Origin of the sequence: Pseudomonas fluorescens (genome assembly GCF_002022275.1) — a bacterium.
GTDB classification, from domain to species: Bacteria; Pseudomonadota; Gammaproteobacteria; order Pseudomonadales; family Pseudomonadaceae; genus Aquipseudomonas; species Aquipseudomonas fluorescens_AJ.
Genome location: NZ_MSDF01000010.1, coordinates 41,230 through 56,238 on the forward strand (window position 1 = coordinate 41,230; position 15,009 = coordinate 56,238).

Below are 15,009 nucleotides of genomic sequence, written 5' to 3' on the forward strand. Positions count from 1 at the left end.
TGACCGGAAAATACGATTGCGCTGATGCTATCAGAGACGCAGCCGCCCGCCACGACTGCGTGCAGTACCCAAGCCGTGCGGCAACAGGCTGGAGCGGGTGTGCGCATGGCAAATGGCAATGGCCAGGGCGTCGGAGGCGTCGATTTGCGGTTTTGAAGTCAGTTTGAGCATGTGCATGACCATCATCTGCACCTGCTCTTTATTCGCCGCACCGGTGCCGACCACCGCCTGTTTGACTTGGGTGGCGGTGTATTCGGCGATTTCCAGGCCTTCTTCGGCGCCGGCAACAATGGCAGCGCCACGCGCTTGGCCGAGCTTCAATGCGGAGTCGGCGTTTTTCGCCATGAATACTTTTTCGATGCCCATGGTCACGGGGCCGTAGGTCTGAATCACTTCACGCACGCCGCGATAGACGATCTGCAGGCGCTCGGCCAACTCGCCCGCGCCGGTGCGGATGCAGCCCGAAGCGACGTAGATACAGCCGCGAGGGGTGTGTTGCACCACGCCAAAACCGGTGATGCGCGAACCGGGGTCGATGCCTAGGATTAAAGTCATAACGCCTGCAAAGTGGGGAAAAACACAAATCTTGCGGCCAACACCTAACAACTGTGGGAGCTGGCTTGTGTGGGAGCTGGCTTGCCTGCGATGCAGGCACCTCGGTTTTTCAGTTGCGCTCAGGTGATGCTATCGCAGGCAAGCCAGCTCCCACAGGGGGTTTTCATCGTGCTTAAGTCAGCTGTTCGGCCACGTCTTCCGGGATGTCGGCATTCGAATACACGTTTTGCACATCATCCAGGTCTTCGAGCATATCCAGCATCTTCAGCACTTTCTGCGCGCCGTCCAGGTCCAGCTCGGCGCTGGTGGTCGGCAGCATCACGATTTCCGCGTCGGTGCCTTTGAACCCGGCCGCTTCCAGCGCGTTACGCACGGCGTAGAACCCGGCGAATGAGGTAAATACGTCAATGGAACCGTCTTCATTGGTCACCACGTCGTCAGCGTCCGCCTCCATGGCAGCCTCGATCAGGGCATCTTCATCCACACCCGGCGCGAAGGAAATCTGACCTTTGCGCTCAAACAGATAAGCCACCGAACCGTCGGTGCCAAGGTTGCCACCGCACTTGCTGAAGGCATGACGCACGGCTGCGGCAGTACGGTTGCGGTTGTCGGTCATGCACTCGACCATCACCGCCACGCCGCCCGGGCCGTAGCCTTCGTAGCTCAGCTCGACCATGTCGTCAGTGTCGGCAGCGCCTGCACCACGAGCCACGGCGCGGTCGATGATGTCGCGGCTCATGTTCGCGCCCAAGGCCTTGTCCAGCGCCAGGCGCAGACGCGGGTTGGAGCCTGGATCACCGCCGCCCTGACGGGCCGCAACGGTCAGTTCGCGAATCCACTTGGTGAAAATCTTGCCTTTCTTGGCATCCTGACGCTCTTTGCGGTGCTTGATGTTCGCCCACTTGGAATGGCCAGCCATAACACAACTCCGAAATTCTCTAGAAACCTTATCAATCCCGCCCCAGGCAGGAATTCCTTCTTTTAAACGCAAAGGCGCATCCGAAGATGCGCCTTTTTGACTGCCTACCACTTTATTGCGCTTTCACGCAGCAGCCTTACTCAGCCTTCGGCGTCTCGCGCAGACGGATGTGCAGTTCGCGCAGTGCCTTGGCATCCACCACACCCGGAGCCTGGGTCATGACGTCCGCAGCACTCTGGGTTTTCGGGAAGGCGATCACTTCACGGATCGACTGGGCGCCGGTCATCAGCATCACCAGACGGTCCAGACCGAAAGCCAAGCCACCGTGTGGCGGCGCGCCGTATTTCAGGGCGTCGAGCAGGAAGCCGAACTTCTCTTCCTGTTCCGCTTCGTTGATGCCCAGCAGGCGGAAGACCGACTGTTGCATTTCCTTGCGGTGGATACGGATCGAACCGCCACCCAGCTCGGTGCCGTTCAAGACCATGTCATAGGCACGCGACAGCGCGCCGGCCGGGTTGGCTTCGAGCTCGGCAGGCGTGCACTTCGGCGCGGTGAACGGGTGGTGCAAGGCGCTGAAGCTGCCGTCGTCGTTCTCTTCGAACATCGGGAAGTCGACGACCCACATCGGAGCCCACTTGCAGGTCAGCAGGTCCAGGTCGTGGCCCAGCTTGATGCGCAGTGCACCCAGTGCTTCGCTGACGATCTTGGACTTGTCGGCGCCGAAGAACACGATGTCGCCATCGACTGCACCCACGCGATCGAGGATCGCGTTGAGGTTGTCCAGCGGGATGTTTTTAACGATCGGCGATTGCAGACCGTCAACACCGTTGGCGCGCTCGTTGACCTTGATGTACGCCAGGCCCTTGGCACCGTAGATGCCGACGAACTTGGTGTAGTCGTCGATTTGCTTGCGCGGCATGCTCGCGCCGCCAGGCACGCGCAGGGCGGCAATGCGGCACTTGGGGTCGTTGGCCGGGCCGCTGAACACCTTGAAGTCGACTTCTTTGAGCTGATCGGCCACGTCCACCAGTTCCAGCGGGTTACGCAGGTCTGGCTTGTCGGAACCGTAGCGGCGCATGGCTTCTTCGAAGGTCATGTGCGGGAACTCGCCGAATTCCAGGTCCAGCACTTCCTTGAACAGGTTGCGGATCATCTGCTCGGTCAGGCCCATGATCTCTTTTTCATCGAGGAAGCTGGTTTCGATGTCGATCTGGGTGAATTCAGGCTGACGGTCAGCGCGCAAGTCTTCATCACGGAAGCACTTGGCGATCTGGTAGTAACGGTCGAAGCCGGCCACCATCAACAGTTGCTTGAACAGCTGCGGCGATTGCGGCAGGGCGAAGAACGAGCCGGCGTGGGTGCGGCTCGGCACCAGGTAGTCACGCGCGCCTTCCGGGGTGGCCCGGGTCAGGATCGGCGTTTCCACGTCCAGGAAGCCGTTTTCATCGAGGAAGCGGCGGATGCTGGTGGTCATGCGCGAACGCAGGCGCAGCTTCTCGGCCATTTCCGGACGACGCAGGTCCAGGAAGCGGTAGCGCAGGCGAGTTTCTTCGCCGACGTCGGAGTATTCGTTCAGCGGGAACGGCGGGGTTTCCGACTCGTTCAGCACTTCCAGCTCGTAACCCAGCACTTCAATGCCGCCGGACGCCATGTTCTTGTTCACGGCGCCGGCCGGGCGCAGGCGCACCTTGCCGGTGATTTTCACGACGTACTCGCTGCGCACGCGGTCGGCGGCGGCGAAGCTCTCGGCGCGGTCCGGGTCGAACACCACCTGGGCCAGACCATCACGATCACGGATATCGAGGAAGATCACCCCGCCGTGGTCGCGGCGACGGTGAACCCATCCGCAAAGAGTGATTTCCTGACCTTCCAGGGTCTCGTTCAGTTGGCCGCAATAGTGGCTGCGCATCATGGTAGTGGTTTCACTTCTCGTAATTCGAAATTCGGTGGAGGCCTGCCTCGTCACCGTACATTAAAGCAGGGGACGGATAATGCAGGAGCCTGCGCGTAGAGTTCAACTCAGTCTGCTTTGTCGCCGCCCGCCAGGTTCTTCTTCGAGCCGGTCTTGAAGTCGGTCTCGTACCAGCCACTGCCGCTCAGGCGAAAGCCCGGCATGGACAACATCTTCTTCAGCTCAGGCGCCTGGCAGGCGGGGCAATCGACCAGCGGCGCTGCGCTGATCTTCTGAATGGCTTCCAACTGATGACCACAGGAAGCGCATTGATAGTCGTACATGGGCATGGAGATGTCTCGGCGATCAGGTCGTTACCGCGCCGTGCCCTTCGGTTACAGACCCGGCACGCACAGCAAAGCGCGGGATTATATCTGGTAAATCGAGGCAGTGCAGCCGGCTTTCTGCCCGGAGGCCAGCCAGCCTTGACGGCGGGCCGGCTACCGAGCCACTGGATCATTCGGGACTCGTGCGGCCTTTTAATACATGAACCACACACACCACCCTGACCAACCCACTGAAGTTCTTCACGCCGCCATAGCGCAAATGCACTTCGCGATCGACATAAGACAGCAATGCACTGACTGAACAGGCATTGATCATGGCGATCTCCGTGAGGATATTCCAATAGATCTGTTCCAGCCGCAGGCAGGTGGAAAAGCCGTTGAGCCTGACTGACCGGGACAATGGCTTGGCCAACCCCATATCGAACCCTTTCGCAAAGGGATCGACTTTTATCTTATGAAAACCACCGATTTCCATCACTCCATTACCCACTGCGCGTGACATACACCTGACACTCCATTGCCAAACAGCAGCCCATGGGCTTCTCCCATTAGGCAGTGAGCCTATAAAACAGCAGGACGCGCGGAGCAACCAGAAGACGGGTATTGGAAAGTCGTAGGACAACGCCAGGAAATGCGGGGAAACGAGCGAGCGGCGCCAGGACGGCGCCACTGCGCGGGGGTGGTTACTGGTTTTCGAGCAAGGAACGCAGCATCCACGCGGTTTTTTCGTGAACCTGCATGCGCTGGGTCAGCAAGTCGGCGGTCGGCTCATCGCTGACCTTGTCGAGCAAGGGGAAGATACCGCGCGCGGTGCGCGTCACGGCTTCCTGACCGGCCACCAGTTGCTTGATCATCTCTTCAGCGCTCGGCACACCCTCTTCTTCCTTGATGGAAGACAAACGGGCGTAGATCGAATAGGCACCCGGCGCCGGGAAACCAAGGGCGCGGATACGCTCGGCGATGGAGTCCACCGCCAGCGCCAGCTCGTTGTACTGCTCTTCAAACATCAAGTGCAGCGTACGAAACATGGGGCCTGTGACGTTCCAATGGAAATTGTGGGTCTTCAGATACAGCACATAGGTATCGGACAGCAGGCGTGAAAGTCCGTCGACGATGGATTTACGGTCTTCTTCACTGATACCAATATCGATTGCCATGTTTTTCCCCTTCAATTGATGAGCATTTCATTGATCAGGTGCTGAACCACTCTAGCAAGAGTGCCGGCTATGTGCAGCCACACCCACCCAGGTGGCGTGCGGCAAATCGTCCCTCTGCGGCCATGAACGAGGCAGGAAACCTCTGAAAAGCTCGCCCGAAATACCTGCACCTGTCTAGGACAAGCGTTTGACGCAGAAATGCCCTGCCCCTCGCAACACCCCGAAATGCTTGATTTGAGTAGGCACAGCCTTTGCTGTTAAATAGGCGCGGTGTGGTTGCCGTTAATGTCTGCGGCACACCCCATAGGCTGATACCCCGCGCACGTGCTCAACGCCTCCCATTGTTCTGAAGCGAACCGTGCCAGTCAGCTCTTCCTTGTGATCCGTCTTAACGTGAGTTAATCAAAATGTTGAAAATCGTCCACCTGCTAACGGGCGTTGCAGCTTTGCTGCTGTCCTTTATCCCGAGCCTGCAGCCTGAAAGCCTGCCGTATCTGGAACAACACGACGCTCTGTACCTGGCCTTGTTCGGCCTTCTTAACCTGACGCTCGCACCGGTGATCCCTTACTGGAACAAAGGCACGCGTCATCAACTGCAAAACCTGGTCAGCGCGCTGCTGGTGCTGACTGTTGTCGTTCAAACCCTCACCCTCCTGGCACCTATGCCTGAAGTGGGCGGCCACCCGGCCATCCTGCTCAGCCTGGTGATTGCTGTGGTCGCCATCGTTCTTCACCTGGCCATCAGCTTCTACCGTTCGTCCCCTGCGGCCGCGTCGCAAAACTACGACATGACCAACCGGGATACCGGTACCGTCAAGTGGTTCAACACCTCCAAAGGCTTCGGCTTTATTTCCCGCGATTCGGGCGACGATATTTTCGTCCACTTCCGGGCCATCCGTGGCGAAGGCCATCGCGTTCTGGTCGAAGGCCAGCGCGTGGAGTTCTCCGTCATGAACCGTGACAAAGGCCTGCAAGCCGAAGATGTGATTGCGGCACTGCCGCGTCGCTGATTTCGGCGTAAAAAAAACCGCGATCCGGCAGTGCCGGGTCGCGGTTTTTTTATGCCCGCTGTTAATAGTGAGGCGGCGGTGCTTCTTCTTCGGAGGTTTCGAACTGGCCACCCATCTCTTCCTGGCGCTTGAGCAAAGCGGCCATCTGCAATTGCAGGCGTTCAACCGCACGCTGCTGGGTGACGAGGATGTCATTGAGGGTTTCGATGGTGTCGTCCTGGAATGCGAGGCGGCTTTCCAGGTCAGTGACGCGGTCTTGCAAATCCATGGTTCAGTCCTGGGTAAAGATGAAGTCGGCGGGCAATAACGTGCGCAGTCGAGCGCGAATAGCCGCCACTTGCTCCTGCGTATAAGGCTGTGCCGGGTGTTTGCCCCAGACCGGTGCTGGCCAAGCGGCGTCATCGCGTTTACGCACAATCACATGCACGTGCAATTGGCTGACGACGTTACCCAGCGCCCCAATGTTCATCTTGTCGGCACCCAACCCCTCGTTAAGCCACTGCGCGAGTGCCGTCGTCTCCTGCCACAGCGTGTGCTGATCGGCGACATCCAGTTGAAACACTTCGCTGATACCGTCGATGCGCGGCACCAGGATGAACCACGGATAATTTGAATCATTGGACAGCAACAGGCGGCAGAGCGGGAAGTCCCCAATGGCCAGTGTGTCTTGTTGCAGGCGTTGATCTAAAGCGAACACGTGGGCACTCCGGTCGGCAAGTCAATTTCAGGCGCCCAGCATACCTTTGAATGCGTGCGGCTTCACGACCATTGCGGGCGGCCCTCGAGCCATCCAGCAAAAAAACACGCACCTTTTCGAGGCAATTAAATATTTGAGCTACGCTAAACCGGGCCTCAACGGCACGCACCAAAATGACCCACCTGTGCCTCAAATTACCCACTGAGGAGTGTGAACCGGTAACGTTTTGATCCGTCAGCTGGTTTGTGTATCAACGCAGAGGCGTAAAACCCTGGCGCCAAACCCAAACCAAACGGCGCAAAAAGCCCGTGCTTATGCGGTTTTTACACGGCCGTAACGTTTTTCACGAAAAAATGACATTCGGTTACCGCTTTGTGCACGCTTGTTGCATTAACACTCGTATCGTCGGCAACGGCACCCGTTTGGAAGCAGGTGTTTCGCGATAAAAAACAGTAGCGTTTCGATGTGTATCAAGGAAGAGTTCAAACTTTGAAAGGGGTTTGAAAACAGCATTGAAGTTGTCAGCCCGGATACACTCGGGCTGTGAATTTGCGACACGGATCTAGCAATTTACGACAGCCTCGTAAAGAAGCTGAAAGGAAAGATGGGTAAGTATCGTCAATAGAGTCTGCGTGATATAACTTTGCGCCGACACAATAAAGAAAGAGCCGCCCAGATAAAAATACAGGTGGGACGGCAGTACTCTTCCTAAAACCAAAGGAGCAAATCACGATGCGCGTGATGAAGTGGAGCATGATCGCACTGGCTGTTTCAGCCGGCGTTTCGCAGTACGCAATGGCGTCCGCCCAGGACGATTCCAAGGGCTTTGTTGAAGACAGCACTTTCAGCATCAACACTCGCCTGCTGAACTTTGGCCGCGACTTCCGTAACAACGACACAGGCAAAAGCCGTGTCAATGAAACCGGCCTGGGCTTCAATGGTTTGTTCCAATCGGGCTACACCCAAGGCACCATCGGTGTCGGTGTTGATGTCATCGGCCTGCTGGGCGTGAAACTGGACAGTGGCAAGGGCCGCTCGGGCACTGGCCTGTTCCCTACCGGTTCTGACGGTCGCTCGCAAGACGACTACTCCAAAGGCGGCGGCGCTGTTAAGTTCCGTTTTTCCGATACCGTGCTGAAAATCGGCGACCAATACACCACCGCACCGGTATTTGCCTCCGATGACAGCCGTTTGCTGCCAGAGCTGCCGCAAGGTATCTCGATCACCAGCAACGAAATCAAGGGCCTGAAACTCGAAGGCGGTCACTTCACTTCGAGCGTGGCACAGAACCAGACCTTCCGTGACAGCCTTGGCCTGACCAAAACCGACTTCATCGGTGGTGTCTACGCCCTGACGCCGGAAGTCAGCGCCAGCCTGTACTACGCGAAGACTGAAGACTACTGGAAGAAAACCTACGCCAACCTGAACTGGACTCACGCGCTGAGCAACGAGCAGTCCCTGGCCGTTGACTTCAACATCTACAGCACCAAGAGCGATGGCGCCGGCCTGCAACGCGCAGAAAAAGACGGCACCACCAAACTGGATAACCGTGCGTACAGCTTGCAAGGTGCGTACACCATCCAGGCTCACACATTCACCCTGGCCTACCAAAAGGTTAGCGGTGACGGTGACTACGGCTACGGCGTAGACGGCGGCGGCACGATTTTCCTGGCCAACTCCATCGCCCGTTCCGACTTCAACGCTGAAGACGAGAAATCGTTCCAGGCTCGCTACGACCTGAACATGGCCACCTTCGGCGTGCCAGGCCTGAGCTTCATGACTCGCTACGTTAAAGGTACCGGCGCCAACACTGGCGAAACCTCGAACGGCAAAGAGTGGGAACGCGATATCGAAGCCAAATACGTGATCCAGAGCGGCCCAGCCAAAGACCTGAGCCTGCGCGTACGTCAAGCGACCTATCGTTCGTCTGACGGCGTGTACTACGGTTCGGCGTCGATCGACGAACTGCGTCTGATCGCGCAATACCCGCTGAACATCTTGTAATTAGCAGTTTGATTACAACGATGGCTTAAGGCTCACGCCTTAAATAAAAAGCCGCTCCCTTATTCACAAGGGAGCGGCTTTTTTATTACCGCGTTATTTCATTGAAGAAATAACTAGCAAGCTAACTATCGAGCTTGAACTTCTGCTATCGAACCTGACCCATCAGCCAAGTTCGACAGCCTTTGACTTAGTTACTTCGTAACACTTTCCTGCATCACTCGAATAACCCGCTGCGGAAATGGAATATCGATTCCCGCCGCTTTCAAGCGATCACGTGCCAATTCATTGAGCATGAACACCACGTCCCAATAATCCGCTGTCTTGGTCCAGCAGCGCAGGGAAACGGTGATGGAACTGTCGCCCAACGTTGAAACCACTGCCACTGCCGCCGGGTCAGCCAGCACTCGCGGGTCTTTCGCCAGTTCCAACAACACTTCACGGGCTTTCTGCAGGTCGGCTTCGTAGTCGACACCCACGTCAAACACCACCTTGCGGGTCGGCTGACGGTTGGTGTTGGTGATCAGGCCGTTGGACAGGCTGCCGTTGGGGATGATCACGGTCTTGTTGTCACCGGTGCGCAACACGGTGTGGAAGATCTGGATGCTGTCGACCGTACCGGACGTGCCCTGGGCTTCGATCCAGTCACCGATGCGGAAAGGGCGGAACAACAGAATCAGTACACCACCGGCGAAGTTCGCCAGGCTGCCTTGCAATGCCAGGCCGATGGCCAGAGTCGCGGCACCAATGGCGGCTACGAACGAGGTGGTGGCCACGCCGATCATCGAAGCCACGTTGACGACCAGCATGACTTTGAGCGCGATGTTGGCAAGGCTGGTGATGAAGTGTTGCAGCGCCAGGTCTGCATTGCGCAGCGCCAGCAAACGCCCGACTCGGTGGGTCAACACGTTGATCAGCCACCAACCGATGGCCAGGGTGACCACTGCCAGCAAAAACCGGCTGCCATATTCCATGATCATCGGGAGCCAAGACTCGGAGGTCTTGATCAGGTGATCCATTTCAGCATTCAAATCCATCTATCTTCTCCTGTTGCGCGGATGTGCGGCTTTATTGACTGCCTAAAAACGCAAATGAGCCCCGGAGGGCTCAAGTGTAGGCACAAACTCTGGGGCGTGGGACGTCAAAAACGCCGGCGGGTTCCCCAAAGTGCCATCAGTCGCGGAAGTTATTGAACTGCAATGGCATGTCGAAGGTCTTGGCGCGCAGGGCCGCGATCGCCTCTTGCAAGTCGTCACGCTTCTTGCCGGTGATGCGCACTTGTTCGCCCTGAATGGAAGCCTGGACTTTGAGCTTGGCATCCTTGACGTGAGCAACGATTTTCTTCGCCAGCTCCTTGTCGATGCCTTCCTTGAGCACGGCTTCCTGCTTCATCAGCTTGCCGGAGGCGTAGGCATCCTTGATTTCCAGGCATTGCGCGTCGATCTTGCGCTTGACCAGGGACAGCTTGAGGATCTCGATCATCGCTTCCAGCTGGAAATCGGCTTCCGCGGTCAGGTTGACGGTCAGGTCCTTTTCCTTGAATTCGAAGCTGCCCTTGCCTTTCAAGTCATAGCGACGGTCCAGTTCCTTGACGGCGTTCTCGACGGCGTTGGTGACTTCGTGTTTGTCCAGTTCGGATACCACGTCGAACGAAGGCATGTCATTTCTCCAATATAAGGGGCGGGCTCAGTAGAGATGGAGCGCGCCCGAGCTAAAATGCCGAGGCATTATAGCGGTTCTTTCGCCCCGTTCACTCTGAGCGACCTTACGGAGCACAAACTGATGTCGACCCCCTGGCACATTCTCGGCGCTGGCAGCCTGGGCACACTCTGGGCGACCCGTCTGGCGCGCAGCGGTGCGCCCGTGCGGTTGATCCTGCGCGATGCCGCGCGCCTGGCAAGCTATCAAGCCGGTGCCGGGCTGACGCTGGTGGAGCACGGTGTAGAACAGACTTACCGCGTACCCGGCGAAACGGCTGACAGCTCCGAGCCGATTCATCGCCTGTTGGTGGCGTGCAAAGCCTACGATGTGCAAAGCGCTATCGCACAGCTGCAACATCGCCTGGTGCCAAACGCCGAACTGGTCCTGCTGCAAAACGGCCTCGGCAGCCAAGACGCGGTCGCCGCCCAACTGCCCCAGGCCCGCTGCATCTTTGCCTCCAGCACCGAAGGTGCATTTCGCGACGGCGATTGGCGCGTGGTGTTTGCCGGCCATGGCTACACCTGGCTGGGCGACGCCGCCCACCCTACTGCGCCGCTGTGGCTGGATGACCTGCACGCTGCCGGCATTCCTCACGAATGGAGCACAAACATACTCACGCGCCTGTGGCGAAAGCTGGCGCTGAATTGCGCAATCAACCCGCTGACGGTGCTGTATCAATGCCGCAACGGCGGTTTGCAAGACCATCAATGTGAAGTCGCCACCCTGTGCGCCGAGCTGGCCGAACTCCTCGAATGCTGCGGCCAACCGGCCGCCGCAGAAGGTTTGCATGGCGAAGTGCAACGGGTGATCCAGGCCACTGCCGCCAACTATTCCTCGATGTATCAGGACGTGGCCAACGCGCGGCGCACCGAAATCAGCTATTTGCTCGGTTATGCCTGTCAGGCGGCGGCTCGTCATCAATTGGTCCTGCCTCATCTGCAACAAGTGCAAACGCGACTGGTCGACTATCTGGCTGCACACGGATTGGCCAGCAACTGAGGCACGCGCTACCCTGCCTACCTGTCTATCACCTGGAAAAACCCTGATGCCACTGCGCCAGCGTCTTGAAAACCTACCGGTAGGGCAGAAATTGCTGGCCGCCTTGCTGGTGTTGTTGACCACCGTATTATTGGTAGCCAACCTGACGTTTATCAGCGCCGCGTACTGGATCTCCCAGGAGAGCATGGCGCCTCAGGCGTTGCAGGCCATTGGCCGGCTGGTATCCAACCCCTCGCTGGCCGCCGACGCCATCGAGTCGCCTGCCAAAGCCGAAGCGCTGCTCAATGAACTGACCAGCTACTCGCCGTTGCGCGCCGCCGCGCTTTACGACGGTGATGGCAACCGCCTGGCGCAGATGCAACACGGCAACCGCCTGCACCTGCCGGACAACTACCGGCATATCGAAGCCTGGCGCATTACCGAGTTTCGCAGCAACCAGGTCATCACCCTGCCCCGCAACGGCCAGCCTTCCGGGCACTTGCTGTTGGTCGCCAGCAGTGAGTTGCCGGTAGCGTTCTACACCGGCACGCTGACGGCCAGCCTGGGTATTCTGATTTTCAGTGTGTTGCTGTGGCTGGTCATCGCCCGGCAGATCAAACGCCTGATCACCCGCCCGATCCACGAACTCGAAGAGCTCTCGCGGCAAGTGACCCGCGAAGAGAACTACGCCCTGCGCGCCCGCCGGGGCAACCATGATGAAATCGGCAGCCTGGCGGAAGCCTTCAACACCATGTTGTCGCGTATCGAGGCCCGCGAGCAACAGCTCAAACGCGCGCGCGATGATTCCCAAGCCGCCTATGATCAGGCTCAGGGGTTGGCCGAAGAAACCCGCCACACTAACCGCAAGCTGGAACTGGAAGTGCAGGTTCGCAGCAAGATCGAGAAGAAACTCACGGGTTTTCAGAACTACCTGAACAGCATCATCGACTCCATGCCCTCGGCGCTGATCGCCCTGGACGAACAGCTCTACGTAACCCAATGGAACCAGGAAGCCAGCGCACTTTCCGGCACACGCCTGGATGAGGCGCTGAACCAGCCGATCTTCCTCGCGTTCCAGCCGCTCAAGCCGTACCTGCCGCAAATCAAGGCCACAGTGGAGCAACACACGGTGGAACGGATTGAGCGCGTGACTTGGATCAAGGGCGATGAGGCCAAGCATTACGCCCTGACCTTTTACCCGTTGATGGGCGGCGCCGGGCGCGGCGTGGTAATCCGGATCGACGACATCACTCAGCGCCTGTCCCTGGAAGAAATGATGGTGCAGTCGGAGAAAATGCTCTCCGTCGGCGGCCTCGCTGCGGGCATGGCCCATGAAATCAACAATCCGCTGGGAGCGATCCTGCATAACGTGCAGAACATCCGCCGCCGCCTGTCGCCCGACCTGCCGAAGAACCTGGAGCACGCCGAACAGGCGGGCATCGAGCTGGACACCGTCAACCGTTACCTGCAAGGCCGCGAAGTGCCACAACTGCTCGACGGCATTCAACAGGCCGGTGCGCGTGCGGCGAAGATCGTCACCCATATGCTCAGTTTCAGCCGCCTGAGCAATCGCCAGATGGCGCCCTGTGATTTGCCGGCGCTGATCGATCAGGCAGTAGACATTGCCGGTAACGACTTTGACCTGACCATCGGCTTCGACTTCAAGGGCCAGGCGATCATCCGTCAGTTCGACCCACAACTGGGCCCGGTGCCCGGCACCGCCAACGAGCTTGAGCAAGTGTTGCTCAACCTGCTGAAAAACGCCGCCCAGGCGATCCACCTGCGTGAAGACGACAGCGAGCCGGGGCGCATCATTCTGCGCACCCGCCTGAACCCGCCATGGGCGGAGATCCAGGTGGAAGACAACGGCATCGGCATGAGCGAGAACGTGCGCAAACGCACCTTCGAGCCGTTCTTCACCACCAAGGAAATCGGCCAGGGCACCGGGCTCGGGCTGTCAGTGTCGTATTTCATCATTACCAACAACCATAAGGGCCAGATGGAGGTGCACTCCACCGTCGGCCAGGGCACCTGCTTCACCCTGCGCCTGCCCTTGGCCGGCAGCCAATTACCCTCCCACGAACTCACCAGACTGGAGCAATGACCATGGGCTTTCGCCTGTCGAAGATCTACACCCGTACCGGCGACAAGGGCGAGACCGGCCTGGGCGACGGCCGCCGCGTGCCCAAGGACCACCCGCGTGTGGAAGCCATAGGCGAAGTCGACACGCTGAACAGCCAGCTGGGTTTGCTGTTGGCCAACCTGGAAGAACAAAGCGGCCAGCATCCGGAATTGAAGGATGTCATCGAGGTGCTCACACCCTGCCAGCATCGGCTGTTTGACCTCGGCGGAGAGCTGGCGATGCCGGTGTACAAAGCGCTGAATGCGGCGGAAGTCGATCGGCTGGAAGCGGTGATTGACCGCTGGAACGAAGAAGTCGGGCCGCTAGAGAACTTCATATTGCCCGGTGGCTCGGCGCTGATCGCCCAAGCTCATGTGTGCCGCAGCCTGGCGCGAGGTGCGGAGCGGCGGTGTCAGCAGTTGAATGCGGTGGAGCCGCTGGAAGGCGTGGGGCTTTCGTATATCAACCGGTTGTCGGATTTGTTGTTTGTGGCGGCCAGGGTGATTGCCAAGCGTCAAGGAGTCGCGGAAGTGCTGTGGCAGGCGGCGGCTAAGCCCCACTGATGTTTATAGATCGTTCCCACGCTCCGCGTGGGAATGCAGCCCAGGACGCTCCGCGTCCCGAAGCGTGACGCAGAGCGTCACAAGAGGCATTCCCACGCGGAGCGTAGGAACGATCGCATCAAACCTCAGGCCAAAACGCCCGAATCCCCGCCACACCCTGAGCCCCAGCCTCCCAAGCCTTCTCCCGCTCGGCAGGCCCAACCCCGCCCAGCAAAAACACCGGCTTGCTGAAGCCCTGGATCAACTCCGCCGCCTGCTCCCAGCCCAACGGCTGAGCATCCGGATGCGTCTGGGTCGGCTGCACCGGCGACAGCGTGACAAAATCCACGTCCATCATTTCTGCCAGCGCCAGCTCTTCGGCGTTATGACACGACGCCGCCAGCCAGCGATCCTTCGGCAGCGGCCGGCCCTTGCTTGCGTATTTACGCAGTTGCGCCGACGTCATGTGCCAGCCGGCTGAAGGAAAATCCCCCAACCATTCAAATGGCCCCTTGAGCATCAGTTGCGCCTTGCCCGCGCACAGCCCTGCCGCGTCCACCGCCAGGTCACGGTATTTGGGGTCATAACCGTTGGGCGCACGCAGTTGAACCAGCTTGATGCCACCGGCAATGGCTTTCTGGATACCGCGCAACAGTGTCGGCGTTTCCAGTTCGCCCGGCGTAATCAGGTACTCGGCAGGTAAACGCGCGGCCGCCACAATCGGGGCATTGGCCGCCGGGAACTCGTAGTTGATCAGATCCCGAGGCGCGACCCATTCCAGCGGCTGCCCTTCGACACCCTGGGGTTCACCGGAAAAGGCCGAAACTTCCCAGACGTCCAGCAACACCTGCTTGTCCGGGTAGTCATGTTGCACCTTGATCAATGGCCGCGCCGTGGTGACCTGAATACCCAACTCTTCCTGCAATTCGCGGGACAAGGCCGTAGCGACCGATTCATCGGCCTCCACTTTTCCGCCGGGAAACTCCCACAGGCCGCCCTGGTGCTGAGTATCGGCGCGGCGCGCCAGCAGTATCCTGCCGTCAACGCCGCGGATCACCGCTGCTGCTACATGCACTCGTTTCACCGCGC

Annotated in this window: 16 protein-coding genes; 5 read left to right on the plus strand and 11 right to left on the minus strand. The window is 58.8% G+C overall.

Translation table 11 applies throughout. The features are described from left to right. Nucleotides 1–30: 30 nt before the first annotated feature. From ruvC to BFW87_RS05075, 6 genes are all read right to left on the minus strand, one after another. Complete coding sequence (gene ruvC, locus BFW87_RS05050; RefSeq protein ID WP_078738864.1) at nt 31–555, minus strand: crossover junction endodeoxyribonuclease RuvC; 525 nt, start codon at nt 553–555, stop codon at nt 31–33. Nucleotides 556–727: 172 nt separating this feature from the next. Further along, the gene (locus BFW87_RS05055) at nt 728–1,474 is read right to left on the minus strand and encodes a YebC/PmpR family DNA-binding transcriptional regulator (RefSeq protein ID WP_078738865.1); all 747 of its coding nucleotides are present in this window, start codon (nt 1,472–1,474) and stop codon (nt 728–730) included. A gap of 136 nt (nt 1,475–1,610) precedes the next feature. After that, on the minus strand, nt 1,611–3,386 hold the full coding sequence (aspS, locus tag BFW87_RS05060; protein ID WP_078738866.1) for an aspartate--tRNA ligase: 1,776 nt from the start codon (nt 3,384–3,386) through the stop codon (nt 1,611–1,613). A gap of 107 nt (nt 3,387–3,493) precedes the next feature. Continuing rightward, a complete protein-coding gene (locus BFW87_RS05065; RefSeq protein WP_010208103.1) occupies nt 3,494–3,715 on the minus strand; it encodes an FmdB family zinc ribbon protein in 222 nt (73 codons plus the stop codon). Nucleotides 3,716–3,881: 166 nt separating this feature from the next. Beyond that, nucleotides 3,882–4,214: a ribbon-helix-helix domain-containing protein gene (locus BFW87_RS05070; protein WP_078738867.1), complete on the minus strand. Its 333-nt coding sequence runs from the start codon at nt 4,212–4,214 to the stop codon at nt 3,882–3,884. 181 nt (nt 4,215–4,395) lie between these two features. After that, the gene (locus tag BFW87_RS05075) at nt 4,396–4,869 is read right to left on the minus strand and encodes a Dps family protein (protein ID WP_003193874.1); all 474 of its coding nucleotides are present in this window, start codon (nt 4,867–4,869) and stop codon (nt 4,396–4,398) included. Nucleotides 4,870–5,276: 407 nt separating this feature from the next. On the opposite strand from BFW87_RS05075, the gene BFW87_RS32445 reads away from it, so the two are divergent. Then, entirely contained in the window at nt 5,277–5,879 is a 603-nt protein-coding gene (locus BFW87_RS32445; RefSeq protein ID WP_003193875.1) for a cold-shock protein, read from the plus strand. A gap of 61 nt (nt 5,880–5,940) precedes the next feature. Here the strand turns inward: BFW87_RS32445 and BFW87_RS05085 are convergent, their stop codons facing one another. Both BFW87_RS05085 and BFW87_RS05090 read right to left on the minus strand, forming a co-directional pair. Continuing rightward, nucleotides 5,941–6,147 carry a SlyX family protein gene (locus BFW87_RS05085; RefSeq protein ID WP_024077152.1) on the minus strand — a complete coding sequence of 69 codons (207 nt, stop codon included), beginning with the start codon at nt 6,145–6,147 and terminating at the stop codon, nt 5,941–5,943. A gap of 3 nt (nt 6,148–6,150) precedes the next feature. Then, complete coding sequence (locus BFW87_RS05090) at nt 6,151–6,576, minus strand: HIT domain-containing protein (protein ID WP_078738868.1); 426 nt, start codon at nt 6,574–6,576, stop codon at nt 6,151–6,153. A gap of 732 nt (nt 6,577–7,308) precedes the next feature. Between BFW87_RS05090 and BFW87_RS05095 the strand changes: the two genes are divergently transcribed. After that, entirely contained in the window at nt 7,309–8,580 is a 1,272-nt protein-coding gene (locus BFW87_RS05095; protein ID WP_078738869.1) for an OprD family porin, read from the plus strand. Nucleotides 8,581–8,771: 191 nt separating this feature from the next. Here BFW87_RS05095 and BFW87_RS05100 read toward each other — a convergent pair whose 3' ends face one another. Together BFW87_RS05100 and BFW87_RS05105 are read right to left on the minus strand one after the other, a co-directional pair. Then, nucleotides 8,772–9,614, minus strand: coding sequence for a mechanosensitive ion channel family protein (locus BFW87_RS05100; protein WP_078738870.1), 843 nt, complete (start codon nt 9,612–9,614; stop codon nt 8,772–8,774). A 136-nt stretch (nt 9,615–9,750) separates the two neighbouring features. Beyond that, nucleotides 9,751–10,236 carry a YajQ family cyclic di-GMP-binding protein gene (locus BFW87_RS05105; RefSeq protein ID WP_076017433.1) on the minus strand — a complete coding sequence of 162 codons (486 nt, stop codon included), beginning with the start codon at nt 10,234–10,236 and terminating at the stop codon, nt 9,751–9,753. Nucleotides 10,237–10,359: 123 nt separating this feature from the next. On the opposite strand from BFW87_RS05105, the gene BFW87_RS05110 reads away from it, so the two are divergent. From BFW87_RS05110 to BFW87_RS05120, 3 genes are read left to right on the plus strand one after another with little or no spacing between them, the layout of a single operon-like run. Beyond that, the gene (locus BFW87_RS05110; protein WP_078738871.1) at nt 10,360–11,277 is read left to right on the plus strand and encodes a putative 2-dehydropantoate 2-reductase; all 918 of its coding nucleotides are present in this window, start codon (nt 10,360–10,362) and stop codon (nt 11,275–11,277) included. A gap of 46 nt (nt 11,278–11,323) precedes the next feature. Next, the gene (locus tag BFW87_RS05115) at nt 11,324–13,360 is read left to right on the plus strand and encodes a sensor histidine kinase (protein ID WP_078738872.1); all 2,037 of its coding nucleotides are present in this window, start codon (nt 11,324–11,326) and stop codon (nt 13,358–13,360) included. 2 nt (nt 13,361–13,362) lie between these two features. Further along, complete coding sequence (locus BFW87_RS05120; protein WP_078738873.1) at nt 13,363–13,941, plus strand: cob(I)yrinic acid a,c-diamide adenosyltransferase; 579 nt, start codon at nt 13,363–13,365, stop codon at nt 13,939–13,941. Nucleotides 13,942–14,059: 118 nt separating this feature from the next. Here BFW87_RS05120 and BFW87_RS05125 read toward each other — a convergent pair whose 3' ends face one another. Next, entirely contained in the window at nt 14,060–15,004 is a 945-nt protein-coding gene (locus BFW87_RS05125) for a Nudix family hydrolase (RefSeq protein WP_078738874.1), read from the minus strand. Nucleotides 15,005–15,009 lie beyond the last annotated feature (5 nt).

Bases quoted from the DNA above. Each gene is read 5' to 3' on its own strand.
- ruvC (WP_078738864.1), bottom strand. From the start codon at position 555: ATGACTTTAATCCTAGGCATCGACCCCGGTTCGCGCATCACCGGTTTT.
- BFW87_RS05055 (WP_078738865.1), bottom strand. From the start codon at position 1,474: ATGGCTGGCCATTCCAAGTGGGCGAACATCAAGCACCGCAAAGAGCGT.
- aspS (WP_078738866.1), bottom strand. From the start codon at position 3,386: ATGATGCGCAGCCACTATTGCGGCCAACTGAACGAGACCCTGGAAGGT.
- BFW87_RS05065 (WP_010208103.1), bottom strand. From the start codon at position 3,715: ATGCCCATGTACGACTATCAATGCGCTTCCTGTGGTCATCAGTTGGAA.
- BFW87_RS05070 (WP_078738867.1), bottom strand. From the start codon at position 4,214: ATGTCACGCGCAGTGGGTAATGGAGTGATGGAAATCGGTGGTTTTCAT.
- BFW87_RS05075 (WP_003193874.1), bottom strand. From the start codon at position 4,869: ATGGCAATCGATATTGGTATCAGTGAAGAAGACCGTAAATCCATCGTC.
- BFW87_RS32445 (WP_003193875.1), top strand. From the start codon at position 5,277: ATGTTGAAAATCGTCCACCTGCTAACGGGCGTTGCAGCTTTGCTGCTG.
- BFW87_RS05085 (WP_024077152.1), bottom strand. From the start codon at position 6,147: ATGGATTTGCAAGACCGCGTCACTGACCTGGAAAGCCGCCTCGCATTC.
- BFW87_RS05095 (WP_078738869.1), top strand. From the start codon at position 7,309: ATGCGCGTGATGAAGTGGAGCATGATCGCACTGGCTGTTTCAGCCGGC.
- BFW87_RS05100 (WP_078738870.1), bottom strand. From the start codon at position 9,614: ATGGATTTGAATGCTGAAATGGATCACCTGATCAAGACCTCCGAGTCT.
- BFW87_RS05105 (WP_076017433.1), bottom strand. From the start codon at position 10,236: ATGCCTTCGTTCGACGTGGTATCCGAACTGGACAAACACGAAGTCACC.
- BFW87_RS05110 (WP_078738871.1), top strand. From the start codon at position 10,360: ATGTCGACCCCCTGGCACATTCTCGGCGCTGGCAGCCTGGGCACACTC.
- BFW87_RS05115 (WP_078738872.1), top strand. From the start codon at position 11,324: ATGCCACTGCGCCAGCGTCTTGAAAACCTACCGGTAGGGCAGAAATTG.
- BFW87_RS05120 (WP_078738873.1), top strand. From the start codon at position 13,363: ATGGGCTTTCGCCTGTCGAAGATCTACACCCGTACCGGCGACAAGGGC.